At 61.2% G+C, this 20,286-nt stretch carries 15 protein-coding genes and 1 pseudogene; 7 read left to right on the top strand and 9 right to left on the bottom strand.

From position 1 onward, the window contains the following. Positions 1–29 precede the first annotated feature (29 nt). Together XX99_RS18925 and cmk are read left to right on the top strand one after the other, a co-directional pair. Entirely contained in the window at positions 30–2,375 is a 2,346-nt protein-coding gene (locus tag XX99_RS18925; RefSeq protein WP_156186074.1) for a hypothetical protein, read from the top strand. Next, entirely contained in the window at positions 2,372–3,097 is a 726-nt protein-coding gene (cmk, locus tag XX99_RS18920; protein WP_050060924.1) for a (d)CMP kinase, read from the top strand. The genes XX99_RS18925 and cmk overlap by 4 nt, the downstream gene beginning before the upstream one ends. On the opposite strand, the gene XX99_RS18915 is transcribed toward cmk, so the two are convergent. From XX99_RS18915 to XX99_RS18885, 7 genes and pseudogenes are all read right to left on the bottom strand, one after another. Beyond that, the gene (locus XX99_RS18915; RefSeq protein WP_050060923.1) at positions 3,054–4,619 is read right to left on the bottom strand and encodes a DUF4097 family beta strand repeat-containing protein; all 1,566 of its coding nucleotides are present in this window, start codon (positions 4,617–4,619) and stop codon (positions 3,054–3,056) included. The two genes, cmk and XX99_RS18915, sit on opposite strands and share 44 nt — an antisense overlap. 3 nt (positions 4,620–4,622) lie before the next feature. After that, positions 4,623–4,940: a hypothetical protein gene (locus tag XX99_RS18910; protein WP_050060922.1), complete on the bottom strand. Its 318-nt coding sequence runs from the start codon at positions 4,938–4,940 to the stop codon at positions 4,623–4,625. Then, complete coding sequence (locus tag XX99_RS18905) at positions 4,937–6,019, bottom strand: LiaI-LiaF-like domain-containing protein (RefSeq protein ID WP_050060921.1); 1,083 nt, start codon at positions 6,017–6,019, stop codon at positions 4,937–4,939. Before XX99_RS18905 ends, XX99_RS18910 begins: the two co-directional genes overlap by 4 nt. Further along, the gene (locus XX99_RS18900) at positions 6,016–6,906 is read right to left on the bottom strand and encodes a hypothetical protein (protein WP_050060920.1); all 891 of its coding nucleotides are present in this window, start codon (positions 6,904–6,906) and stop codon (positions 6,016–6,018) included. The genes XX99_RS18905 and XX99_RS18900 overlap by 4 nt, the downstream gene beginning before the upstream one ends. Beyond that, positions 6,907–7,707, bottom strand: a complete 801-nt coding sequence (locus XX99_RS18895) for an RNA polymerase sigma factor (RefSeq protein ID WP_231581491.1) — start codon at positions 7,705–7,707, stop codon at positions 6,907–6,909. It lies immediately after the preceding gene. 313 nt (positions 7,708–8,020) lie between these two features. Beyond that, positions 8,021–9,280 (bottom strand): annotated as a pseudogene (gene glgC, locus XX99_RS18890) (glucose-1-phosphate adenylyltransferase); the annotation flags it as partial. A 107-nt stretch (positions 9,281–9,387) separates the two neighbouring features. Further along, the gene (locus tag XX99_RS18885; protein WP_050060918.1) at positions 9,388–9,681 is read right to left on the bottom strand and encodes a hypothetical protein; all 294 of its coding nucleotides are present in this window, start codon (positions 9,679–9,681) and stop codon (positions 9,388–9,390) included. Between the two features lie 121 nt (positions 9,682–9,802). On the opposite strand from XX99_RS18885, the gene XX99_RS18880 reads away from it, so the two are divergent. Both XX99_RS18880 and XX99_RS18875 read left to right on the top strand, forming a co-directional pair. After that, positions 9,803–10,216, top strand: coding sequence for a hypothetical protein (locus tag XX99_RS18880; protein ID WP_156186073.1), 414 nt, complete (start codon positions 9,803–9,805; stop codon positions 10,214–10,216). Positions 10,217–10,288: 72 nt separating this feature from the next. Further along, on the top strand, positions 10,289–11,881 hold the full coding sequence (locus XX99_RS18875) for an acyl-CoA mutase large subunit family protein (RefSeq protein WP_050060916.1): 1,593 nt from the start codon (positions 10,289–10,291) through the stop codon (positions 11,879–11,881). An 8-nt stretch (positions 11,882–11,889) separates the two neighbouring features. On the opposite strand, the gene XX99_RS18870 is transcribed toward XX99_RS18875, so the two are convergent. After that, on the bottom strand, positions 11,890–12,951 hold the full coding sequence (locus XX99_RS18870; RefSeq protein ID WP_050060915.1) for an SDR family oxidoreductase: 1,062 nt from the start codon (positions 12,949–12,951) through the stop codon (positions 11,890–11,892). 397 nt (positions 12,952–13,348) lie between these two features. Here XX99_RS18870 and XX99_RS18865 point away from each other — a divergent pair, with 397 nt between their 5' ends. After that, entirely contained in the window at positions 13,349–15,832 is a 2,484-nt protein-coding gene (locus XX99_RS18865) for an ABC transporter permease (protein WP_050060914.1), read from the top strand. Further along, the gene (locus XX99_RS18860; RefSeq protein WP_231581489.1) at positions 15,833–16,246 is read left to right on the top strand and encodes a pyridoxamine 5'-phosphate oxidase family protein; all 414 of its coding nucleotides are present in this window, start codon (positions 15,833–15,835) and stop codon (positions 16,244–16,246) included. A 94-nt stretch (positions 16,247–16,340) separates the two neighbouring features. Here XX99_RS18860 and tyrS read toward each other — a convergent pair whose 3' ends face one another. Further along, a complete protein-coding gene (tyrS, locus tag XX99_RS18855) occupies positions 16,341–17,600 on the bottom strand; it encodes a tyrosine--tRNA ligase (RefSeq protein WP_050060913.1) in 1,260 nt (419 codons plus the stop codon). Positions 17,601–18,116: 516 nt separating this feature from the next. On the opposite strand from tyrS, the gene XX99_RS18850 reads away from it, so the two are divergent. After that, positions 18,117–20,279 (top strand): elongation factor G, encoded by a 2,163-nt coding sequence (locus XX99_RS18850; RefSeq protein WP_050060912.1) that lies wholly within the window; start codon positions 18,117–18,119, stop codon positions 20,277–20,279. Positions 20,280–20,286: the final 7 nt, after the last annotated feature.

Genomic DNA, 20,286 nt, shown 5'->3' with positions numbered 1-20,286 from the left:
TGTTCCCGTTCGATCACAGAAGGGTCTCTTTGACATCCGAGCAGCTACAAGCGACGCGCGCCGAGCGCTGGCGCCAGATCGCCAATCCACTTTTGACCGCAGACGACGCACGAGCGTGGCTCGATGCCGCAGGACTCTGCCTCTTTCTTCCGCGCCGCCAGCAGCTGCTGGCCCCCGCGCCATCGTTCGTTGAGGCCTGCTCCGGCGCGCCAGCCGAAGCGCCTTCGCGCGAAGCCATTGACAACGCCGGGGACCTGATGCGGCGGCTGGTTTCCGAAGCGGCGATCATCCCACTCAATCTTTTTGGAACTCCTTCAGAGACGCCTGATTTCCTGGCCACCACCGAAGCGTTTCCTTATATTTTCAGCCTGCGCGGAACCCGCGACTGGAAGACCGAGCCGGGCGGCAAGACCTCGCCGCTGGTTCTCGGAATCTGGAATCTCCTCGAAAAAGAGGGCACTCTCACCGCCGTCGAGATTCAATCCACGCTGGGACGCGAGCTGACCGAAGCCGCAGCGCTGCGCGGCCTCATGGAGTTGTGGAGCAATCTGCGCGTGATGCCCGAATTTGCAGGCGATACACCTACCCGCTGGAGCCTCACCCAGCTGCGGTTCAAGGATCAGCTCAACGCCGGCGGCAAGATGTCGCAGACGACCGCTCTCTCGGCCCTGGTCTCGCTTTATCTCGAGTCGGTCGTAGCAGCCAGCAGCGAAGACATCGAAACCTTCCTCTCGCCGCTCACCTCCCGCTCGCGGGTTCGCGAGACGGTGAACGGATTGGCCGCTACGCGGCAGCTTTCCATGGTGTCCGTCGGAGCTCAGCCGATGTTCCACATCGCCGGCACGCTGCCGGAGTTTGCCGAACCTGAAGCAGCCGAGAAAGCACCTGCCGAAGGAGCAGCCGACGACTCCAAGCCCGCCTTCAGGCCCCGCCAGGCGGATCGAGCTCCGCGCACCTTCGAGCGCAAGCCTTTTGAGCGCAAGCCCTACGAACGAAAAACCGGCGAACGAACGACAGGCGAGCGAAAGACTTCAGATCGTCCCGCCGCGCGCGGCCCCCGCAAGCCCGATGGCGAGCGGAAGCCTTGGCAGCGCAAATCCGAGGGGGATGGTAAGTCCTTCGGAAGGAGCACCGGCTTTGGCAAGAAGCCGTTCGATAAAACGGCAAGACCCCGGGATGCCGCTTCTCGCGATGCGAGACCTTCGGACGGCGAGCGTCCGGCACGGACAGAGCGCGGACTCGGCACCAGCCGTGGTCTCAGCCGTGGTCCGGGATCGGATCGCGCCCCACGCACCGGCCGTACTTCAGGCACCGGGCGTCCCAGCTTTCGTGCGGGTGCGGGAGCAGGCGGCGCAGGCCGCAGCAGCGGCGGAAAGTTTCCGCCCAAGAAGTTTGGCGGGAAGCCGGCAGGCGGCAAGTTCGGCGGCCGCGAAGATCGCCCCTGGACGCCGCGACCGGCAGGAGATGGGGAGCGCCGGCCCGTAGAAGATTTCGAACTGCCAACCCGTCCGCGCCGCGAGGACTCGGACGACCGTCCATCCAGCTTCCGTCCCCGTGAGGCAGGCGCTAGCCGGCCATCAAGTGGGTTTGCTGGCAAGAGCAAATTCGCCGGATCCAAGAAGTTCGACGGACCAAGAAAGTTTGACGGGCCGGGCAGGCCGAAATCCGGCGCTGCAAAGTTTGGCGGCTCGAAGCCGGCCGGCCGCACCTTCGGCGGAGCCCGTAGCGACAGACCCCGCACTGACAGACCCAGTTCTGACAGGCCTCGCACCGATAGGCCCAGATCTGGCGGAGCCGGAACAGACAGACCCGGAACAGACCGACCCCGGACTGATAGACCCCGGACCGATAGACCGAGAACCGACAGGCCCAAGTTCGGCGGAAGTAAGTTTGGCGCAGGCGCAAAGGGCAGAGACGCTGAAGGCGGCAAACGGCCCTTCTTCCGCAAGCGGCCAGAGGAAGGCTCGGGTGGCGAATCTCGCCCTCGCTCTTCTGCGCGTCCGTCTTTTGGATCATCGCGACCCAGCGCTGGACGCCCACAAGCAGGTGGGGCCCGTAGCGGTGGAGCGTGGAAAGACAAACCAGCCGGCGCAAGAAGCTTCAAGCCGGCGGGTGACGCATCTGAACGGCCGAGGTCGCCGCGTTCGGCATTCGGCAAGAGCAAGCCGGCCGGCGGTGGATCGTTTGGCGCGGGAAAGAAGTTCGGCGGCAGACCAGCGGCCGGCGGGAAGAGCTTCGGGGGAGCCAAGAAGTTCGGGGCACCCAAGAAGTTTGGGGCTGCGAAAAAGTTCGGCGGCTTTGGAGCACGGAAGCCCGGCGGTGCGAAACCGCCCTTCAGAAAGCGAAAGGACGAAGGTAGCAAGAGCGCGGAATGAGTGAACGGCGTCCGACCATTGCCCCCATTATTGCGATCGACGGGCCTGCGGGCGCCGGCAAGAGCACAGTCGCCAAGCATCTTGCCGCTCATTTCGGCCTGCTGAATCTCGAGACCGGCGCGATGTATCGCGCCTTCGCCTTGAAAGCGCAGCGCAACGGCATCGGCCAGGACGATGCCGCCGCGCTGCAGGCGCTGGCAGCCACGACTTCGATCACGCTGGAACCGACACCGGCAGGCAATCGTGTTCTGCTCGACGGAATCGACGTCACCGGCGAGATTCGCAACGCGGAGGTGACCCAGGCCGCCTCGCGCGTCAGCGTGCACCCGGCGATCCGCGCCTGGATGGTAGATCTGCAGCGGGAGATGGGGCGCAAGGGCGGCGTGGTGATGGAAGGGCGCGACATCGGCACCGTGGTCTTTCCCGACGCCGACCTGAAGTTCTTCCTCGATGCCTCGCCCGAGGCACGCAGCCAGCGCCGCTACGAGCAAGCGGGAAGCGCGGCGGTGGTCACTCCGGAGGCCATTTCGAGGGAACTGCGCGAGCGGGACGAGCGGGACAGGAATCGCGCCGAGTCGCCTCTGCGCGCCGCTCCGGATGCGGTGGTAATCGACTCCACCGGCCTCACGCTGGATGAGGTTCTAGCCAGGATCGAAGACATCGTCTCCCAGCGATTGGCTACTGCGCGGTCGGCTGCGGAGCCGCTCCCTTCGGCGCTTTAAGGTGCTTCGGCGCCGGTGACCCTGGCGGCAACGGAGGTGCAGGGGGAGCCGAAGGCAGCACTGCGTTCGATCCCTTCTTCAGCTCCAGATTGCCGTGCGAGGTGGTGAGTTCCAGCTTCACCCCGCCGTGGCCGACTGTGCCTTGCAGCGTCCTGCGGTCGCCCGAGTTCGAGGTCTGCAGCGGAAAATCGGTTTCGAGGTCATCGTCCTCGGTGGTGCTGGCGGTGATCGCGAAATTCGCACTCTCCGGAACGGTCAGCGCTAGACTGCCGGAGCGGTTGGAGATCTGCACGTTGCCCAGAGGCGCTAACGATGCGACGCTTACATCGCCATCGCTGTTATCGATGTGCACATCGCCCGCCACCTGAGTCAGATCAATATTCTTCGAGCGGGTGACGATGCGCACCGGCCCCTGAATCTGGCTGGCGGTCAGGTCGCTTGAATCCATGGTCAGGTCGCCGCTCATCCTCGGCATATCGAGATCGGTGCGGCTGGTGTGGAAGTGGACGTTCGATCCTACCTGTTCGAGATGGGTATCGCCGAAGAACTCTCCATCGAGAACGACCTGCCCTTTGACCTCGGAAAGGGTGACGTCATCGGCGTGGCCATCGACAAAGGCGTGGCCGTCCACCTGATGAGCCGAGACATCGCCATGATCCATGCGGGCGTGGACGTCACCGCCGATGTTGTCGAACTTCACATCGCCATGATGATTGGTGACATCGACATTGTTCTTGAGTCCTTCCACCGTTACGTCGCCATGACCGGCATTGATGGTCGCAAAAGACTTCTCGGGAATCTCGATGATGAGATCGACCCGGGCGCCGTTTTTGCTCGGCACCGAGATTACAGCGCCGGAGCTGGAGGGCTCGATCTTAGGCTTCACCTGATCGAAGAACTTGCGCGCGTTGTCGTCTGAGCTGGTGTGAACCACCTGGTGCGCCCGAACGTGCATCTGGCCATCGGTCGAGGTCGTAACGGTGACGTCGCCGCGTGGATTGTCGATGTTCACGGTTCCCGCAGCGGGGATCGCCTGGTCTAGCTGAACGTCGTTGTCATGCTCTTCGCCGAGCATCGAAAAAAAGTCGTCGCCGTTCTCGCCGAACTGCTCGCTGAACGGACCCCAGTAGCGGGCAGAGTGCGATCCCCATCCCAGGAAAGCGAAGAAGAGGATGAGAAAGACGATGCCGCCTGCCGAGCGACGGCCGGCGTAGGGATTATTGCGGTCGAAGAAGTACTCGGCCAGCGAAATCAGGCCGACGCCGATGAGAATGAGCGGCCACCAGCGCGCGTACCACATCCAGACGGCGTAGCCGCTGACGCGGCCGGTCTCGACAAGCAAAGCGATGATCCCGACGGTGAGCAGAATGACCGGGCCGGTGATGGAGGACCGGCGGTAGCCGTTCCAGGAGCGCCAATAGTGACGCTGAGCACGAGCCTGGTCGCGCATGGCTCGCGCATAATCACGGGCCTGGCGGCGGGCATCGCGAGGCGAATACGGCGGCGGAGGCGCGGCGCCCATGGCTTACCTCCCCTCACTGTCGTACGGGGTGATCGATAGCGAGCTGGAGGGCGCGGCGGGCGGAGTTGGCACGGGCGGCTGGCCGGGAACTGCGCCGTAGGGCGGGTTCTGCCCCTGGGCGTAATACTGCGCATATTGCTCCTGCTGCGCCTGGGACCACGCCGCGCGTTCGGCGAGCTGCAGAATGCCGAATGTGATCAGATACAACGGCCAGCTCTTGCCGTAGGAGATGATGTCCCATTCGTCCAGCAAGGCGGTGATGCCGAAGACCACCAGCATTGCAGGACCCTTGATGCGATGAATCCAAAGATAGGAGTTCATAGTCCGCCTCCTGCCGGTGGGGGTGGCGGCGGGTTGTCATGCGTCTTTCCCATTCTTGCGCCGAAACGAAGATCTGCGCCCGTTCGGCGAATCAGCAGCCACGCACCCAGGCCGATGACGAAGATAGGCCAGAAGTGCCCGATCCAGTTGAAGCGGAAGAAGCCGAGGGTATTGAAGAGAAACACCATTCCCAGGCCGATCAGCACAATCGCTCCCACCGGCTCGCGACGTCGCAGCGGCATTGAGGGATCGCCATCAGGCGGCATGGCGCCAACGGGAGGCACCGTCCCATAAGGCGGGATATTTCCCGGAGGTTGGGTTCCGTACTGAGGTATCCCAGCCGGCGGCACGCTTCCTGCATACGGCGGCATGCTTCCCGGAACCGGAGGCACATTCGTATACGGCGCGTTGTAAGGCTGATAGGGATCGTTGAAGCCCGCGGCGGGAACCGCCGGCGGTACGGGGGGCACGGCCGTCGTGGTGTACGTCTGCGTAAAGGGCGGCGTGACCGGCGAATTCGAGATGCCCAGCTTGGTCCCCAGCTCGTTCAGGCCGAAGGGATCGGGCAGCGGCAGGCCGTCGCGGCGGGCCTTGGCCGTCTGGTGGGCATCGAAGACCTGATAGGCAACCCAGGCGGCGATAAAGATGCCGAAAATGCCGTGATTGTCGGTGATGCCGATCAGTATGACGAAGACCAGGACATGCACCAGCGCCTTGACGAACTGCCCGTTGTACATGGCGCCGACGCCGGGAATGAATCCGAGAAGAGTGGCGGTGCCGGGATTCGGCGCGCCGGAGGGCGGAATGACGCCGTTGGCGACGAAGTTCACGTCTCCCGCAGTTGAGCCCGTCGCGGTGTAGCCGCCCTGGTTCACCGTGTATTGAAAACCGCTGGCCGGCGATCCGGAGACGGTATAGCTGCCGGGCGCCGGAGCACCCCCGATTCCGAGTTTCGCAGCAAGGCACTGTTCGCAATAGATCACACCGGAAACGGACCGTACGCATGCCGCGCACAAGGCCTTTCCGCAATTCTGGCAATATGCTGCAACCGCAGCATCAGGATGATTCGCGCAGTTCATGCCAAGCTCCTCTCCGCCTGGTCTTGTGTCAAAAGGACCAAAGTCTCTACCTCATCTCGATTTCCGCAGATTCGCCCGCTCGCGCAGCCTTTGTCCGATTCAGAATACGGGGCACTGGCCAGCACTGGATGCCCCCACATCACATCCCGTTTCGGCGCGCTCGGAATCGGCTCCAGCTTTCCGCCTGTCTTGTGGCTTCCCGCAGGAGGATTTACCGGCTTTTCGTCTTCTTTCGGCTGAGCCGCCGGCGGAGCGGTGTCTTCATCGCGGCGCATATCGCGCAATTTGGACTCAACCTCCAGGACGAAGCGCAGATTATCGTAATAGCGCACCGCCTGGCTCTTGGCCCCGTAGAACTGGCGGGTCAGGTTGCCTTCAAGACTCGCGGGAGTGAGAGCCGCGAGCCGAAAACCTGTGAGCCGTACACCGGCCAAATTCAAAGTAAGGGCGATCGAGAAGAAGGCCATGGCCGCAGTCATCATCAGACGCGTATCCCAGACCATCCGCCGCATCGGCATGCCCAGAACCACCGGGCCGCCCGCAGGGATCGGTGCGCCATAAACGGCCAGGGGATGATCGGCCACTGCGCCGCTAGTCTTACCCAGAATCCGCTCGACCAGGTCGACCGGCATCTCCGGCTCTTCCTGCAGGAAGACCATCCACTCCTGCCCCTGTTTGGCTTCGGCCAGCAGCAGCGCGCAGACGGCACACTCCGCGCTGTGTCCGTCGAAGACGGCGCGGTCGTCCACCGCCAGCAGCCCATCGAGCGCATCGGCCAACAGAGCTTCCCAGTCCTCGCAGCGAAGCACACGCCGGAGACCTTCGCCGGAGATGTGTTGCGAGGAGGCAGCCTCCTTCCGCTGATCAAATGGATTGCGCTCCGCCATCTAAACCACCTGTCCTTTATTACGTTCCAGCAGTCGAGCCAGTTCCGCCCGGCCGCGGCTGATGCGGGACTTTACGGTCCCTTCGGGGATGCGCAAAACCTGCGCGATCTCCTTGTAATCCATATCCTGCAGATCGCGAAGAATCACCGCTTCACGCAGCTCCGGCGATATCTTCGTCAAAGCCTCCTGCACCATGCGCGCAATCTCTTTTTGCGCCGCCCGGTCGTGCTGGCTGGGTCCTGACGCAGCCAGGCGATCGGAGAGCGGCAGCTCTTCGGTCTCTTCCCAGCCTGCGTCCATGGAGTCGGTGACTCGCTGTTGTTTGCTGCGGCGGAAGTGATCGACCAGCAGATTACGCGCCAGGGTTGTAATCCAAGTCTGAAAGCTTCCCCGCGTTAAGTCAAAGCTGGCCAGATTTCCATACACTTTGATGAAAACGTCCTGGGTAAGATCCTCAGCATCGTGCGAGGAGCCGGTGAAGCGATAGCAAAGCGCGTAGATGCGGCGGTGGTGGAACTTCACCAGCTCCGACCATGCCCCGGAATCGCCGTCCAGGCAACGCTGCACCACTATCTGCCAATCGGCTTCCAACGCTCGTTCCGCTCCCCGAGGCCGGGTAACTCCCTGCGGAGCCCGTCCATGACTGTCCGTGTGACGACTGCCCGTCTGACCCGGCACTGGTTGAAACTCCGAGCCCTGGAGTGCCGCCGGCTTGACGACAGGACGCGGGTGAATGCGGGGACTCGTCCGGATCACCCGGAACCCATCCATCTCCCACGTCATTGTCCCTGCCGCGCTCATGGAGATCCATACGCAACTAATGCCGCGGCGGTTCCGTGGGGTCAATCCGCCGCAGCTTTCATCTGGTGAAACCGCAAGGATACAGGAAAGGGAATAAAACGCGGCCAGCTAAATTGCGGGTGGCTAAGAAGCGGTCAGCGATGGACCGGCTAGCTAAGAGCCGAATTGATAAAGAAATGCGAAAGCCGCAGCAATGAAACGTCCAGCGAGACAGCAAATAAGAAGCGGTTAGCAGGAAGTAAAACCCGCTAACCGCTTCTTAGCTATCCGCACTTAAGCCAACCGGCCTTCAGCGACCCGCTTTTCAGCGGCCCTAGCCCTCTTGCATGAAATCCGGAGCTACGGGATTCTCGTACAACGAGTAGTCGCGGGTGACCACGGTTAGACCGCTGGGCGTGACGAAGTAGTTTCGCTTGTCCTCATTCTGGTCGTAGCCGATGACCGTGCCCTCGGGCAGATGCACGTCGCGATCGATAATCGCCCGCCGGATGCGGCAATGACGGCCGATGTTCACGTGCGAGAAGACGATGCTGGAGTCGACCTCGGAGTACGAATTCACACGCACATCCTGCGACAGCACGCTGTTGCGCACCACCGCTCCCGAAACGATGCAGCCCGCCGAGACGATGGAATTGATGGCCATGCCGGTGCGGCCTGGCTCGCCGAAGACAAACTTGGCCGGCGGATATTGGCGCACGCGGGTACGCATGGGCCACGCGCTGTCATATAAGTTGAAGGTCGGCGACACCGAGGCGATGTCCATATTCGCGTCGTAGTAGGCCTCGAGTGTGCCAACATCGCGCCAGTAGAGGGCGTGTTGCCGGTTCTCATCGACGAAGTTGTAGGCGACGATCTTGTACTTGCCCAGGATGCTGGGAAGGATGTTGTGCCCGAAGTCGTGCTTGGAGTTGGGATCTTCGGCATCCTGCATCAGCGCCGGCAGCAAGACGTCGGTGTTGAAGAGATAAATCCCCATCGACGCATCGACCATGTTGGGATTGAAGGGCGAGCGCAGGTTCGTCGTCTTGGGCTTCTCCTGGAAGCCGATCACCTCGCCGTTGCGCTCCACTTCGACTACACCAAAACGCGAGACCTCAGACGGATCGATGGGGAGCGTGGCCAGGGTCACATCGGCGCCCATCTCGTTGTGGTGCTCGAGCATCTTGCCGTAGTTCATTTTGTAGATGTGATCGCCGGAGAGGATCAGAACATGCTTCGGCTGTTCGGAGCCGATGGAGTAGATGTTCTGGTAAACGGCGTCCGCTGTGCCCATGTACCAATTCGCGCTGACGCGCTGCATGGGAGGCAGGATCTCGATAAACTCGCCCAGCTCCTGAGCAACGACGCTGGTCCAGCCCTCGCGGATGTGGCGATTGAGGGAAAGCGCCTTGTATTGCGTGAGGATGTAGACCCGGCGCAGATCCGAATTGATGCAATTGGAAAGGGTGATATCGATAATGCGGTAATTTCCACCGAATGGAACCGCGGGCTTTGCCCGGTCGCGGGTAAGGGGAAATAAACGTTCGCCCGCGCCACCTGCTAACAACACGCCAAGTGTATCTCTCATTGCTCTGGTCGCACCCTCTTCATCCCGTTGTCTTCAACTGTGGATCAAAGATAAAAATTACCAATCATGGACGAGCGGATACTACCACAGGATCATGACGCATGTAGGTGGCGCTAATCCGGAGTTTTCTCGCCCTCAATTGCGATGCGAAGAGACTTCAGAAAATTCAAATCCTGCGCGGTAAAGGTCTCGTTCCCTTCCTGACTCTGTGCGTTCGATGGTTCCAACGCAGCCGCAGGTTGCTGTTCCACTTCATTTAGCCCGATTGTCGCTTCCAGCATCAGGAGTACATCGAATCCCTGTTTGCGAATATCGTGTACGACGCCGGCAATATGTTCGGATTCGGAAACGCTCTCGTGAATGGCCTCGCCCAGCTTTTGGACCAGCTTCCGCAGTTTTTGGTTCAAGGATCGGCTCCATTTCCGCCCTCGCACGATGCGAAGGCGCTTCGACAGGATTTCTCTTACCTTACTTCTGATGACGCAAGGCTGCAATCCGAATCAAAATCCGGCTGCTACACTTTTATTCATGGAGCCGGACCGCGTAGGCCGAAAAATCGGGGTCGGCTTCCGTGTCGCCTCGGGAATGCTGCGCGACCGGGCCTCGCAAACCACTCAATCCATGCAACAACAGGCCCCGGCTTACGCCGAGCGCGCCCGCGTCGCCAAGCGCGAAGGGAAGAGATTCGGCCAGTCCATTTGGGGACCGTTCGCCCATGCCGGAAGCGTTCTCTGGCTGGAGGTTACGGGGCTGTTCTTCGGTCTTTTCGGCGTTTACTTCGCCCAGAACGCCTATAAGCTGCGCCAGGAATGGCACGCCGGACCGGAGCATACGAAATTTATCGTCTATTGCGCCATCACCCTGGTCTTTCTCTATTTCACCTTCAGCTCGTTCCATAATGCGAGACGGAAGGAAAAGCTGAAGCGCGAACGCGCGCGTTAGCTTTCACCCTCGACGAGGGCATAGCATCCCGATGAACCGAATCATGCCCGGACTCGCTACAATACCGAGTTCATGCCGAAGCCAGATTCGAACCCAAAATATGTCTACAGCGCCTCCGACCTCGAAGCGAATGCGTTCGATGCCGAGCGCGATCTCGGCTATCCGGGCGAATTCCCGTTCACGCGCGGCATCCAGCCGACCATGTATCGCGGGCGGCTCTGGACCATGCGGCAATATGCGGGCATGGGCGATGCCGAGGAGAGCAATCGTCGCTACAAATTCCTGCTCGCCAACGGCACTGCGGGGTTATCGGTAGCCTTCGATCTCCCTACGCAGATCGGCTACGACTCCGACGACCCCATGGCTCTGGGCGAAGTCGGCAAGGTGGGCGTGGCCATCGATTCCATCGAAGACATGGAGCGGCTCTTCGAGGGCATCCCGCTCGACAAAATTTCGACGTCGATGACCATTAACGCGACAGCCAGCATCCTGCTCGCTTTGTATGTGGGCGTGGCCCGGCGGACCGGCGCCGACGTGAAGAAGCTCTCCGGCACGGTGCAGAACGACATCCTGAAGGAATACATCGCGCGGGGAACGTATATCTATCCCATCGGCGACGCCATGCGCATCATCACCGACATGTTTGCCTGGGCCAACGATGAGGCGCCCGAGTGGAACACCATTTCCATTTCCGGATACCATATGCGCGAGGCAGGATCGACGGCGGCGCAGGAGATTGCCTTCACCCTGGCCAACGGCATGACCTACGTTCAGGCGGCCATCGATGCGGGTCTCGATATCGATCGCTTCGCGCCGCGACTATCGTTCTTTTTCAATGCGCACAACAATTTCTTTGAAGAAGTCGCCAAGTTTCGCTGTGCGCGCCGGCTCTGGGCGCACCTCATGCGCGACAGGTTCGGCGCAAAAAATCCGCGCTCATGGATGCTGCGCTTCCACACCCAGACGGCCGGCTCCACGCTGACCGCGCAGCAGCCCGAGAACAACATCGTCCGCACCGCGATCCAGGCGCTCTCCGCGGTGATGGGCGGCACGCAATCGCTCCACACCAATGGATTCGACGAGGCCCTGGCGCTGCCTACCGAAGAGGCTGCGCGCACCGCGCTGCGCACCCAGCAGATCATCGCCAGCGAATCGGGGGTAGCGCAGACCATCGATCCCTTCGCCGGGTCATATTATGTCGAGTCGCTCACCAACGATCTTGAGAAGCAGGCCCGCGCCTACTTCGAGCGCATCGATGCCATGAGCCCAAAAAACGGAGGCGGCATGCTGCGCGCCATCGAGCGCGGCTGGGTGCAGCAGGAGATCCAAACCGCGGCTTATGAATACCAGCGCGCCGTCGATTCCGGCGACGCGGTCGTGGTGGGCGTCAACCGCTTCACCCGCGAAGAGGAGCCGGGAATTCCGATTCAGCGCATCGACGAGAACCTGGAGCGGCAGCAGGTGGAACGGGTGCGCGCGCTGCGCACCCGCCGCGATCCTAATTGCTGGCAAGCGGCCATCGATCGTGTGAAAGAACATGCGCGGTCAGGACAAAACCTGATGCCCGCGATCCTCGAAGCCGTCGAGAGCTATGCCACAGTTGGCGAAATCGCGACAGCCATGCGCGAGGTCTTCGGTGAGTATCGGGAGTCGGTGGTTATCTGAGTTGCGGGTTAGGGGATGATCCGTTCCGCTTTTAAACGATCGAAGAGCTGGAAGAATGAAGCCGGAGTTTCCTGATATTCCATGAAGCCGAGCTGCCGGCTCTTGGTCATGTCATTCACGCATTCGATCTGCCGCCCGAGATCGGCGTCGGTGTGCCACCAGGAGACCAGCTTATCGATGCGGCTCTCGGTGAGACCGTGTTTCGCCGCGATCTTCTCCCACAAAGGTGCGGCGTCGCGCATCTGTTCTTCGAGGGGAGCGCTTGGCTTCGGTGGAGGAGCTGCTTCCACTCCAAAATAGGCAGCCAGTTGCGGCCACAGCCAGCGCCAGCGAAAGATGTCGCCATTCACCGTGTTGAATGCCTGGTTGTGCGCCTGCGGAGTGGTCGCAGCCCATTCCAGTTGCCGGGCCAGCACGCGGGCATCGCAGACGTCGGTCAGAAATCCCCACTGCTCCTGCGATCCGGGAAAGACAAAGGGCCGTCCGGTCTCGCGGCAGAGGGTCGCGTAAACAGCCAGCGTCACACCCATGTTCATCGCATTGCCGAGCGCGTAGCCGATCACGGTGTGCGCACGGTGGACGCTCCAGGTGAAGCCCCTCCGCTTCGCAGCGGCGAACAGGATGTCTTCCTGCGTGTAGTAGAAATTTTCACCGGGCAGGCGCGGCTGGTCTTCGCGGAAGGGAGTCTCGGCCCTGGTCTTCCCGTAGGACTCAAACGGCCCGAGATAGTGCTTGGTGCCGGTCACCAGCGCGGCGTGCGAAAGATTCTTTGCGCCTTCGAGCGCAGCGAACAGATGCTCGACCATCCCGCCATTCACCAGCACATTCTCATGCTCCGTTGGCTGACGCAGCCACGCGCAGATGAACACATCGGTGATATCCAGCCCGGCCAGCGCCTGCTTCACCGAATTCTTGTCGGTTAAATCGGCGGCGACAGGCTGAATCCCCGTTCCCGGCTGCGGATTTCGCGCCAGGCCGTAGACCTCCCAGTTTTTACTGACAAGATGCTGCGCAAGATTGATTCCGGCAATGCCCGTGGCGCCGACCACCAAAGCTTTTCTCTGACTCATTCCAACGACCTGCCTTTTTTTAATATTCTCTTTGGATGAAGCAGTGGCTCCCAAGGGAGCAACGCCGCCGGCCCCCCGAATCACCGGGAACCAACTGTCCATTTCCGCACAGCCGGCAGCGGAATACGAACAATTTGCGGAGAGAGATCCGACGCTGTGACGCCTGCCTTCAATGACTTGGTTAGTTTTTATAGTGGCCGTGCGCGTGCATCTACGTCGCTTTTCCTCGTTTTGAGGTGCTTGCCGTGACTGGATGGCTCCGCGATATTCCCTACGTAATGCGCAGAGGGCGAGACGCCGCTTTTGCCCTCACCGAGATTCTGCCGCTGGCGCTGGGTATTCGAAACTTCATTCGATATAGATTCGTACCTTGCTACATGTTTCAAGGAGACCGTGGATGATCTTGCAGGATTTGAAGTACGCCGTGCGTCAGCTGCGCTCAGGATGGGGATTCGCGACGCTTGCCGTCGTCACCCTGGCGCTGGGCATCGGAGCGAACACCGCGATGTTCACAGTGGTCGAGAGCGTTCTGCTGCGGCCCCTGCCTTATCCACACTCGAATCGGCTGGTCATTGTGGCTCCTGCCGGGACGGCGGGATCGGGCAACGCCTCCTATCTCAACTATCGCGATATCCGCGATCAATCGCAGAAGCTTGAAGCGGTCGCGAGCTACTCGGAAGACGTAAGCGTGGTCGAGGGCAAAAACGGATCGATCAGCGTCACGGCTCCCCGCGTTACTCCGAATGCACTGACCATGGTCGGTGCGCAGCCGTTGCTGGGACGCACGTTCACTGAGACGGAAGGCCACGCTGGAGGCCCGCAGGTTACGATTCTGTCGGAAGGACTATGGCGGCAGAGCTACGACAGCGATCCAAACATTCTGGGACGCACCGTAAAGATCGGCGGGATCGAACGCACCGTGGTCGGAGTGATGCCGGCCAGCTTCCGCTTCCCGGAGACCGTCGGTCCAGACATGGCCAAGGGCGTGTGGCTGCCGCTGCAGCCCAGCGCCGAGATGCTCAAGGATCGCGGCTACAACTTCATCGGCATCGTCGGCAGAATGCGGCCGGGAGTTTCGGTGGCGCAGGCGCAGCAGGATTTGAATGCGATTGTGCAGCGCATCGTAAGGGCCGAGCCGGATCATGCTGAGGGGCTGGCTCTGGATATGACCTCCTACCAGGAGATGCTGACCGGCAACGTTCGCCCTGTGTTTCTTGCATTGATGGCGGCGCTGGGACTGGTGCTGCTGATTGCATGTGCCAACGTAGCAAATCTGCTCATCGCCCGCTGCCTGGGACGCCGGCAGGAGTTTGCCGTACGCGCTGCGCTCGGCGCCAGCCGCGGACGCCTGGTGGGCCAGCTGATCGCCGAAGGCGCGGTGCTGAGCCTGCTCGGCTGCGCCCTTGGAGCAATGCTGGCCCAGTTCGCTCTGGCGGGTATTCACAAGCTGCCCAATGGAACTGTGCCGCAGGCCGACTCGATCACCATGCATTGGAGCGTGCTCGTGACGCTGGCCGTGATTGCGACCCTCACCACCGTGCTTTCGTCGCTGCTGCCCGCGCTGCTGGTGGCGCGCACCGATCCTCAGCCGGCGCTGCAGGCGTCGTCGCGCGGCATTGGGTCGCGCTCGGTGAGCGGCAAGTTGAGCGGCGGCCTGGTTGCGGGCGAGGTCGCGCTCTCGACATTGTTGTTGGTAGGAACCGGCCTGCTCTTCCACACGCTCTGGAACCTTGCCCACACGCGGCTGGGCTTCGATGTTGACCGCATCACCACCTTCACGGCCATGCCCGCGGATTCGGCCGGATTCTCCGCAATGGCCGTCTCTGCGGATGCCGAGCATGCTCCGCTCTCGATTGCCTCGACGATCTATTCACCATCGCTGGCGCGGCTCAGACAGACGCCGGGCGTGCGCTACGCTGCCCTGGCAACTGCGCCACCGCTCTCCGGCGTGGATATGCATTCCAGCTTCGACATTGTTGGTCATCCGACGACTCACGCCCATCACCCTGAAGCTCGCATCACTGCGGCGAGCGAAGACTACGCGGCAGCACTGGGAACACCCTTGGTGCACGGGCGCATGATCTCCGCCGACGACACTGCGGCCGCCTCTCCCGTGGTCGTGGTGAACGAAGCTCTGGTGAAGAAATATTTTCCCAATACCGATCCTCTGCAACATCAGATCGATCTCGGCGGCAAAGATACCGGCATGCTCAAGCCCTGGACGATTGTGGGCGTGCTCGGCGATCAGATCGACCATAAAGTGGGCGGAGAGGTGCAGCCGCTGATTCTCATTCCTTACCAGCAGGTGCCGACCATCTCACTCTTCTATCAGGCGCTGCTGAAGACCTTTGTCACCTTCATCGTGAAGACGCGCGGCGACATGCCGGTGGCAGCGACAGCGCGCGACCTCTTCAAGCAGACCGCGCCGGATTATGCACTCGACAATTTCCAGACCATGCAGGAGACCATCGACTCAGCTACCTTCAGCCAGCGGCTGGGGCTGTATCTGACCGCTTCGTTTGCCGGCCTGGCGATCGTGATGGTGGTCGCCGGACTCTACGGCGTGCTGGCGCAGCTGGTCAGCTATCGCCGCCGAGAGATCGGCGTGCGCATGGCGCTGGGCGCGACTCGCGAAGGGATTGCGAAGATGATCCTGCGCCAGGGCGGCATATTAATCGGCATCGGGCTGGGCGCGGGATTGGTCATCGCCGTCTTCGCCGGCCAGTTGGTCAAGAGCTTCCTTTACCAGGTGAAACCCATCGATCTCGGAACATATGTAGGAGTGACGATTCTGCTGCTGGTGATCGGCTCGATCGCCTCGCTGATTCCTGCGCATAGCGCCTCGACGATCGAACCGATGGAGGCGCTCCGGGAGGATTGAGTGCTGGATCGCGCCGAAGTTTACAACTTCATCCGCAGCCGCAAGCTGGCCGTGGTCTCGAGCCTCGGACCGCAAGGCGAACCGCAGTCAGCGCTGGTCGGCATCGCCGTGTCGCCGGATCTCGAGATCGTCTTCGATACGGTGAAGACGTCGCGCAAATATCCCAACCTCAAGGCCGATCCCAGAATTTCCGCGGTGATCGGCTGGGAAGAGGAGCAGACCTTGCAGTATGAGGGCCTGGCTATGGAGCCGGATGGAGAGGATCTGGTTCGCGCCAAGGAAATCTACTTCGGCGCATGGCCCGATGGGAAGGAACGGCAACTGTGGCCGGGCATTGCGTATTTTCGGGTGCGTCCCCGCTGGCTGCGGTACAGCGACTTCGCTGCCGGGCGCATTGAGGAAATATTTTTTTGATGGTTCGCTGGCGGTCCGGTCCTCAGGGTTGAAGCCCGCGCCTACCGTATTCCGCACCAGTCCTATTCCATAGTTATTTTATTGCGCGCCTGCCCTATTCGATGACCGCGATTTTCGCGCGTTTGCCGACGCGGACCGTCAGTCGCGAATTCCCTTGCAAGGAGATGTGCGACTGCTTGCAAACCTCGCCGTCGAGGCGTACGGCTCCCTCTTTCATCTTGCGATCCGCTTCGGTAGACGATGCTGCAAGCCCGGAGGCGGTGAGGAGCTTCGCAACGCGGATGCGGCCGTCGGCATCGCGCCCCAGCTCGGATGCCGCAATGCGAATCTCTTCCAGTCCCTCCACCTCATCGCTCTTCTGCTGAAACTGCTTTGCCCAGTTTTCATCCGCGGCCTGTGCTGCTTCCTGCGAGTGAAATCCTCCGACGATGGTGCGGGCCAGGCGCTTCTTGGCTTCCATGGGATGCAGGCCGCCGGCGACAACTTCCGCGCGCATGGCGTCGATCTCGGACTGACGGAGGTCGGTGAGCAGGGTCCAGTAGCGCCACATCAGCTCGTCGTTAATGGACATGAGCTTGCCGTACATCTCGGGCGCGGGCTCGTGAATGCCGATGGCGTTGTTGAGCGACTTCGACATCTTCTGCACGCCGTCGAGTCCCTCGATGATCGGGGTCATCAGCACAATCTGCGGCTGCTCGCCGTAGTCGCGCTGCAACTCGCGTCCGGCCAGCAGATTGAACTTCTGGTCGGTGCCGCCCAACTCCACATCGGCCTTGAGCGCGACCGAGTCGTAAGCCTGTGCGAGCGGGTAGAGCATTTCGTGCAGCGAGATGGGCTTCTCTTCCTGGAAGCGCTTGTGGAATTCATCCCGCTCCAGCATCTGCGAGACGGTGAACTTCGCAGCCAGGCGGATCATGCCCTCGAAGCCCAGCTTATCGAGCCATTCGGAGTTGAAGCGGACCTCGGTCTTCTCCCGATTGAGGATACGGAAGACCTGATTGGTGTAGGTCTTTGCATTCTCGTTGATCTCTTCCCGGGTCAGGGCCTTGCGGGTGACGGACCGCCCGGTGGGGTCGCCGATCAGAGAGGTGAAATCGCCGATCAGAAAGATCACCTGATGGCCGAGATCCTGGAAGTGCTTGAGCTTGCGCATCAGCACGGTGTGTCCGAGGTGTAGATCGGGCGCGGTGGGATCGAAGCCGGCTTTGACGCGCAGCGGGATACCGGTCTGCCGCGACTTCTCGAGGCGCTCGCGCAGATCGGAGGCGCGGATGATTTCGGCCGCACCTTTTTCGAGCAGATCCATCTGCTCATCGACGGGAGGAAAATTGACGACAGGAAGAGAGTTTGCCATTGCTCTCATTAGTATAGGGAACGGCATCGCCGGTGCGGGAGCATGGCGCTTCTATCGACGGGGCCCGGAGTTGGCTCTTACCGCTTTTGACAACGGGCCTTGGCTGCTATTTCCGCTCTCGCCTTGAGACTGACCCGCTCCGGTAGCGAAGATAGACAATTCCCGCCAAGAGTATGACGCCGGCAATGAGTTTGAACATCATCCTTGATGTCATTTTAGGCTGGTTACTTCGGGATTTGATGGCCGCGGGAAAGCCATGCTAGCATGCAAGGCTCTTGGAGGGGCGGTCTCTTCGCCGTTACGAAACGCCACTCCTCCTGTATCGGCCTCGTATGAAGGATGAGGACGGCAGCTTCGGTTTACGCGCAATCAGGGCGTCCCGAGTGACGCGCGCGCGAATTCCCTGCGCGCCGGATGCCGCCACTCCCAAGGCCGGAATAAATCTCGCTCCAACCCTCTCTAAAATTTGCCGCCGCCGCTCGGATTCGGGGCGAATCTATCTTTCAGGAGCACTCCATGAAGTCTTATCCCGGGAATGAGATCCGCAATGTAGCCGTGGTCGGACATGCGCACAGCGGCAAGACAACGCTGGTCTCCGCACTGCTTCATGCGGCCAAGATGACACCGAGGCTCGGCCGGGTCGAAGATGGCAGCGCCATCACGGCTTACGACGAAGAGGAGATATCGCGGCGCACCACCATGCAGAACGCGGTGGCGTTTGCGGAGTGGAATGGCGTGAAAGTGAACCTGGTGGACACGCCCGGCTTCCATATGTTCGTGCATGAGGCGAAGTCGGCGATGATGCCGGTGGAGTCCGCGCTACTGGTGGTGAATACGCCCAACGGCGTGGAGGCGATGACCGAGCGCGTTTGGAAGTATGCCGAGGAGTTCAACCTGCCGCGCGTTGTGGTGCTCAACCAGATGGACCATCCTCGCGCATCGGAATCGGTGCACTCCACCATCGCGGCCCTGCGTTCGCGCTTCGGACGGAATTTGATACCGGTCCAGCTGCCGATCGCCAACGGCAACGGCTTTGAAGGGATCGTCGATCTCGTCACCATGGAGGCTTTCTATTACACGCCCGGCGGAGACGGCTCAGGCAAAATCGGCGAGATCCCGGAGGGCATGAAGGATACCGTCAAAGCCGCTCACGAAGTGCTGGTCGAGCTGGTTGCCGAGGGGAAAGACGAGCTGATGGAGGAGTTCTTTGCGGAAGGAACGATCCCCGAGCAACACCTCATCACGGCTTTGCATGAAGCCATCCGCGAGGACCGAATCTTCCCGGTGCTTTTTGCCAGCGGAGGAGCCAACATCGCCACCGATCACCTGCTTGATTTCCTGAAAGTGTACGTTCCGGCGCCGGCCGAGCGCTCTCCCATTGCGGCGCGTGCCGTGCTGCAATCAGTTGCTGCGAACGGCCACGCGCTGAACGTGAACGCGACATCGCCGAACCCGGAGCAACATGAATTCGTGATGCGCAAGGTCGAGGACCAGGAGCCGGTCTCACTCTTCGCCTATAAAACCATGACCGACCCCTTTGCCGGCCGCATCACCTTTTTCAAGGTTTTTTCAGGCGTATTGAAGAATGACGCGGCGGTGGAGAACTACTCCCGGCGCGGCACGGAGAGGTTTTCCCATCTTTCCATCATGCAGGGACATAGCGCCGTTCCCGTTATGGAACTACATGCCGGCGATTTGGGAGCCGTGGCCAAGCTCAAGGACACATTCACCTGCGACACGTTGGGCGAAAAAGGCCATGAGATCTTCTTCGAGCCGGTATGCACGCCCGAGGCGGCCATGACCTATGCCATCGAGCCGAAGACGCGAGCGGACGAGGACAAGCTTGCTCCCGCCGTTCACAAGATCATGGAGGAGGATCTCCTTGTGCGCTTCTTCCGCGACCCGCAGACGAACGAGTTTCTGATTGCCGGAGCGGGACAGCCGCATATCGAGGCCATCGTCTCCAAGCTGCGCCGGCGCTACCATACCGAGGTCACTCTGAAGGCTCCAAAGGTGCCGTATCGCGAGACGATTCGCGGCCGCGCCGAGGCGCAAGGACGTCACAAGAAACAGACTGGAGGCCACGGACAGTTCGGCGACTGCAAGATCCGCATCGAGCCGCTGCCGCGCGGATCGGGCTTCGAGTTCGTGAACGACATCTTCGGCGGCTCCATTCCGCGGCAGTACGTGCCTGCGGTCGAGAAAGGGATTCAGGAGTCAGCGGCGCGCGGCTACCTGGCGGGATATCCGGTGGTCGACTTCAAGGTCACCGTCTATGACGGCAGCTATCACGAGGTCGACTCGAATGAACTCTCCTTCAAGATGGCGGGGCGCATCGCCTTCCGCAAGTGCATGGAGCAGGCCCGGCCTGCGCTGCTCGAGCCAGTCATGAAGGTAGAGATCGAAGCGCCCGACGAGTTTGCCGGTGCACTGATGGGCGACCTCAATCAGCGGCGCGGACGGGTGCAGGGCATGGAAGGGCGTGGGACATCCACGCTCATTCGCGCCGAAGCTCCGATGTCCGAGATGCTGAGTTACGGTCAGGCATTGACCGCAATGACCCAGGGCCGCGGGAGCTTTCACATGGAGATGGATCATTACGATGTGGTGCCGCCGCCTATTGCAGAGAAGATTCTAGCGACAGCTGGCCGCCGAGGAGCCGATGAGGATGAGGAGTAATGGAGAT

It is taken from the genome of Silvibacterium bohemicum (genome assembly GCF_001006305.1).
GTDB lineage: Bacteria > Acidobacteriota > Terriglobia > Terriglobales > Acidobacteriaceae > Silvibacterium > Silvibacterium bohemicum.
The sequence above is the reverse complement of the archived record's forward strand: the minus strand, read 5'-3'. Positions and strand labels throughout refer to the sequence as shown.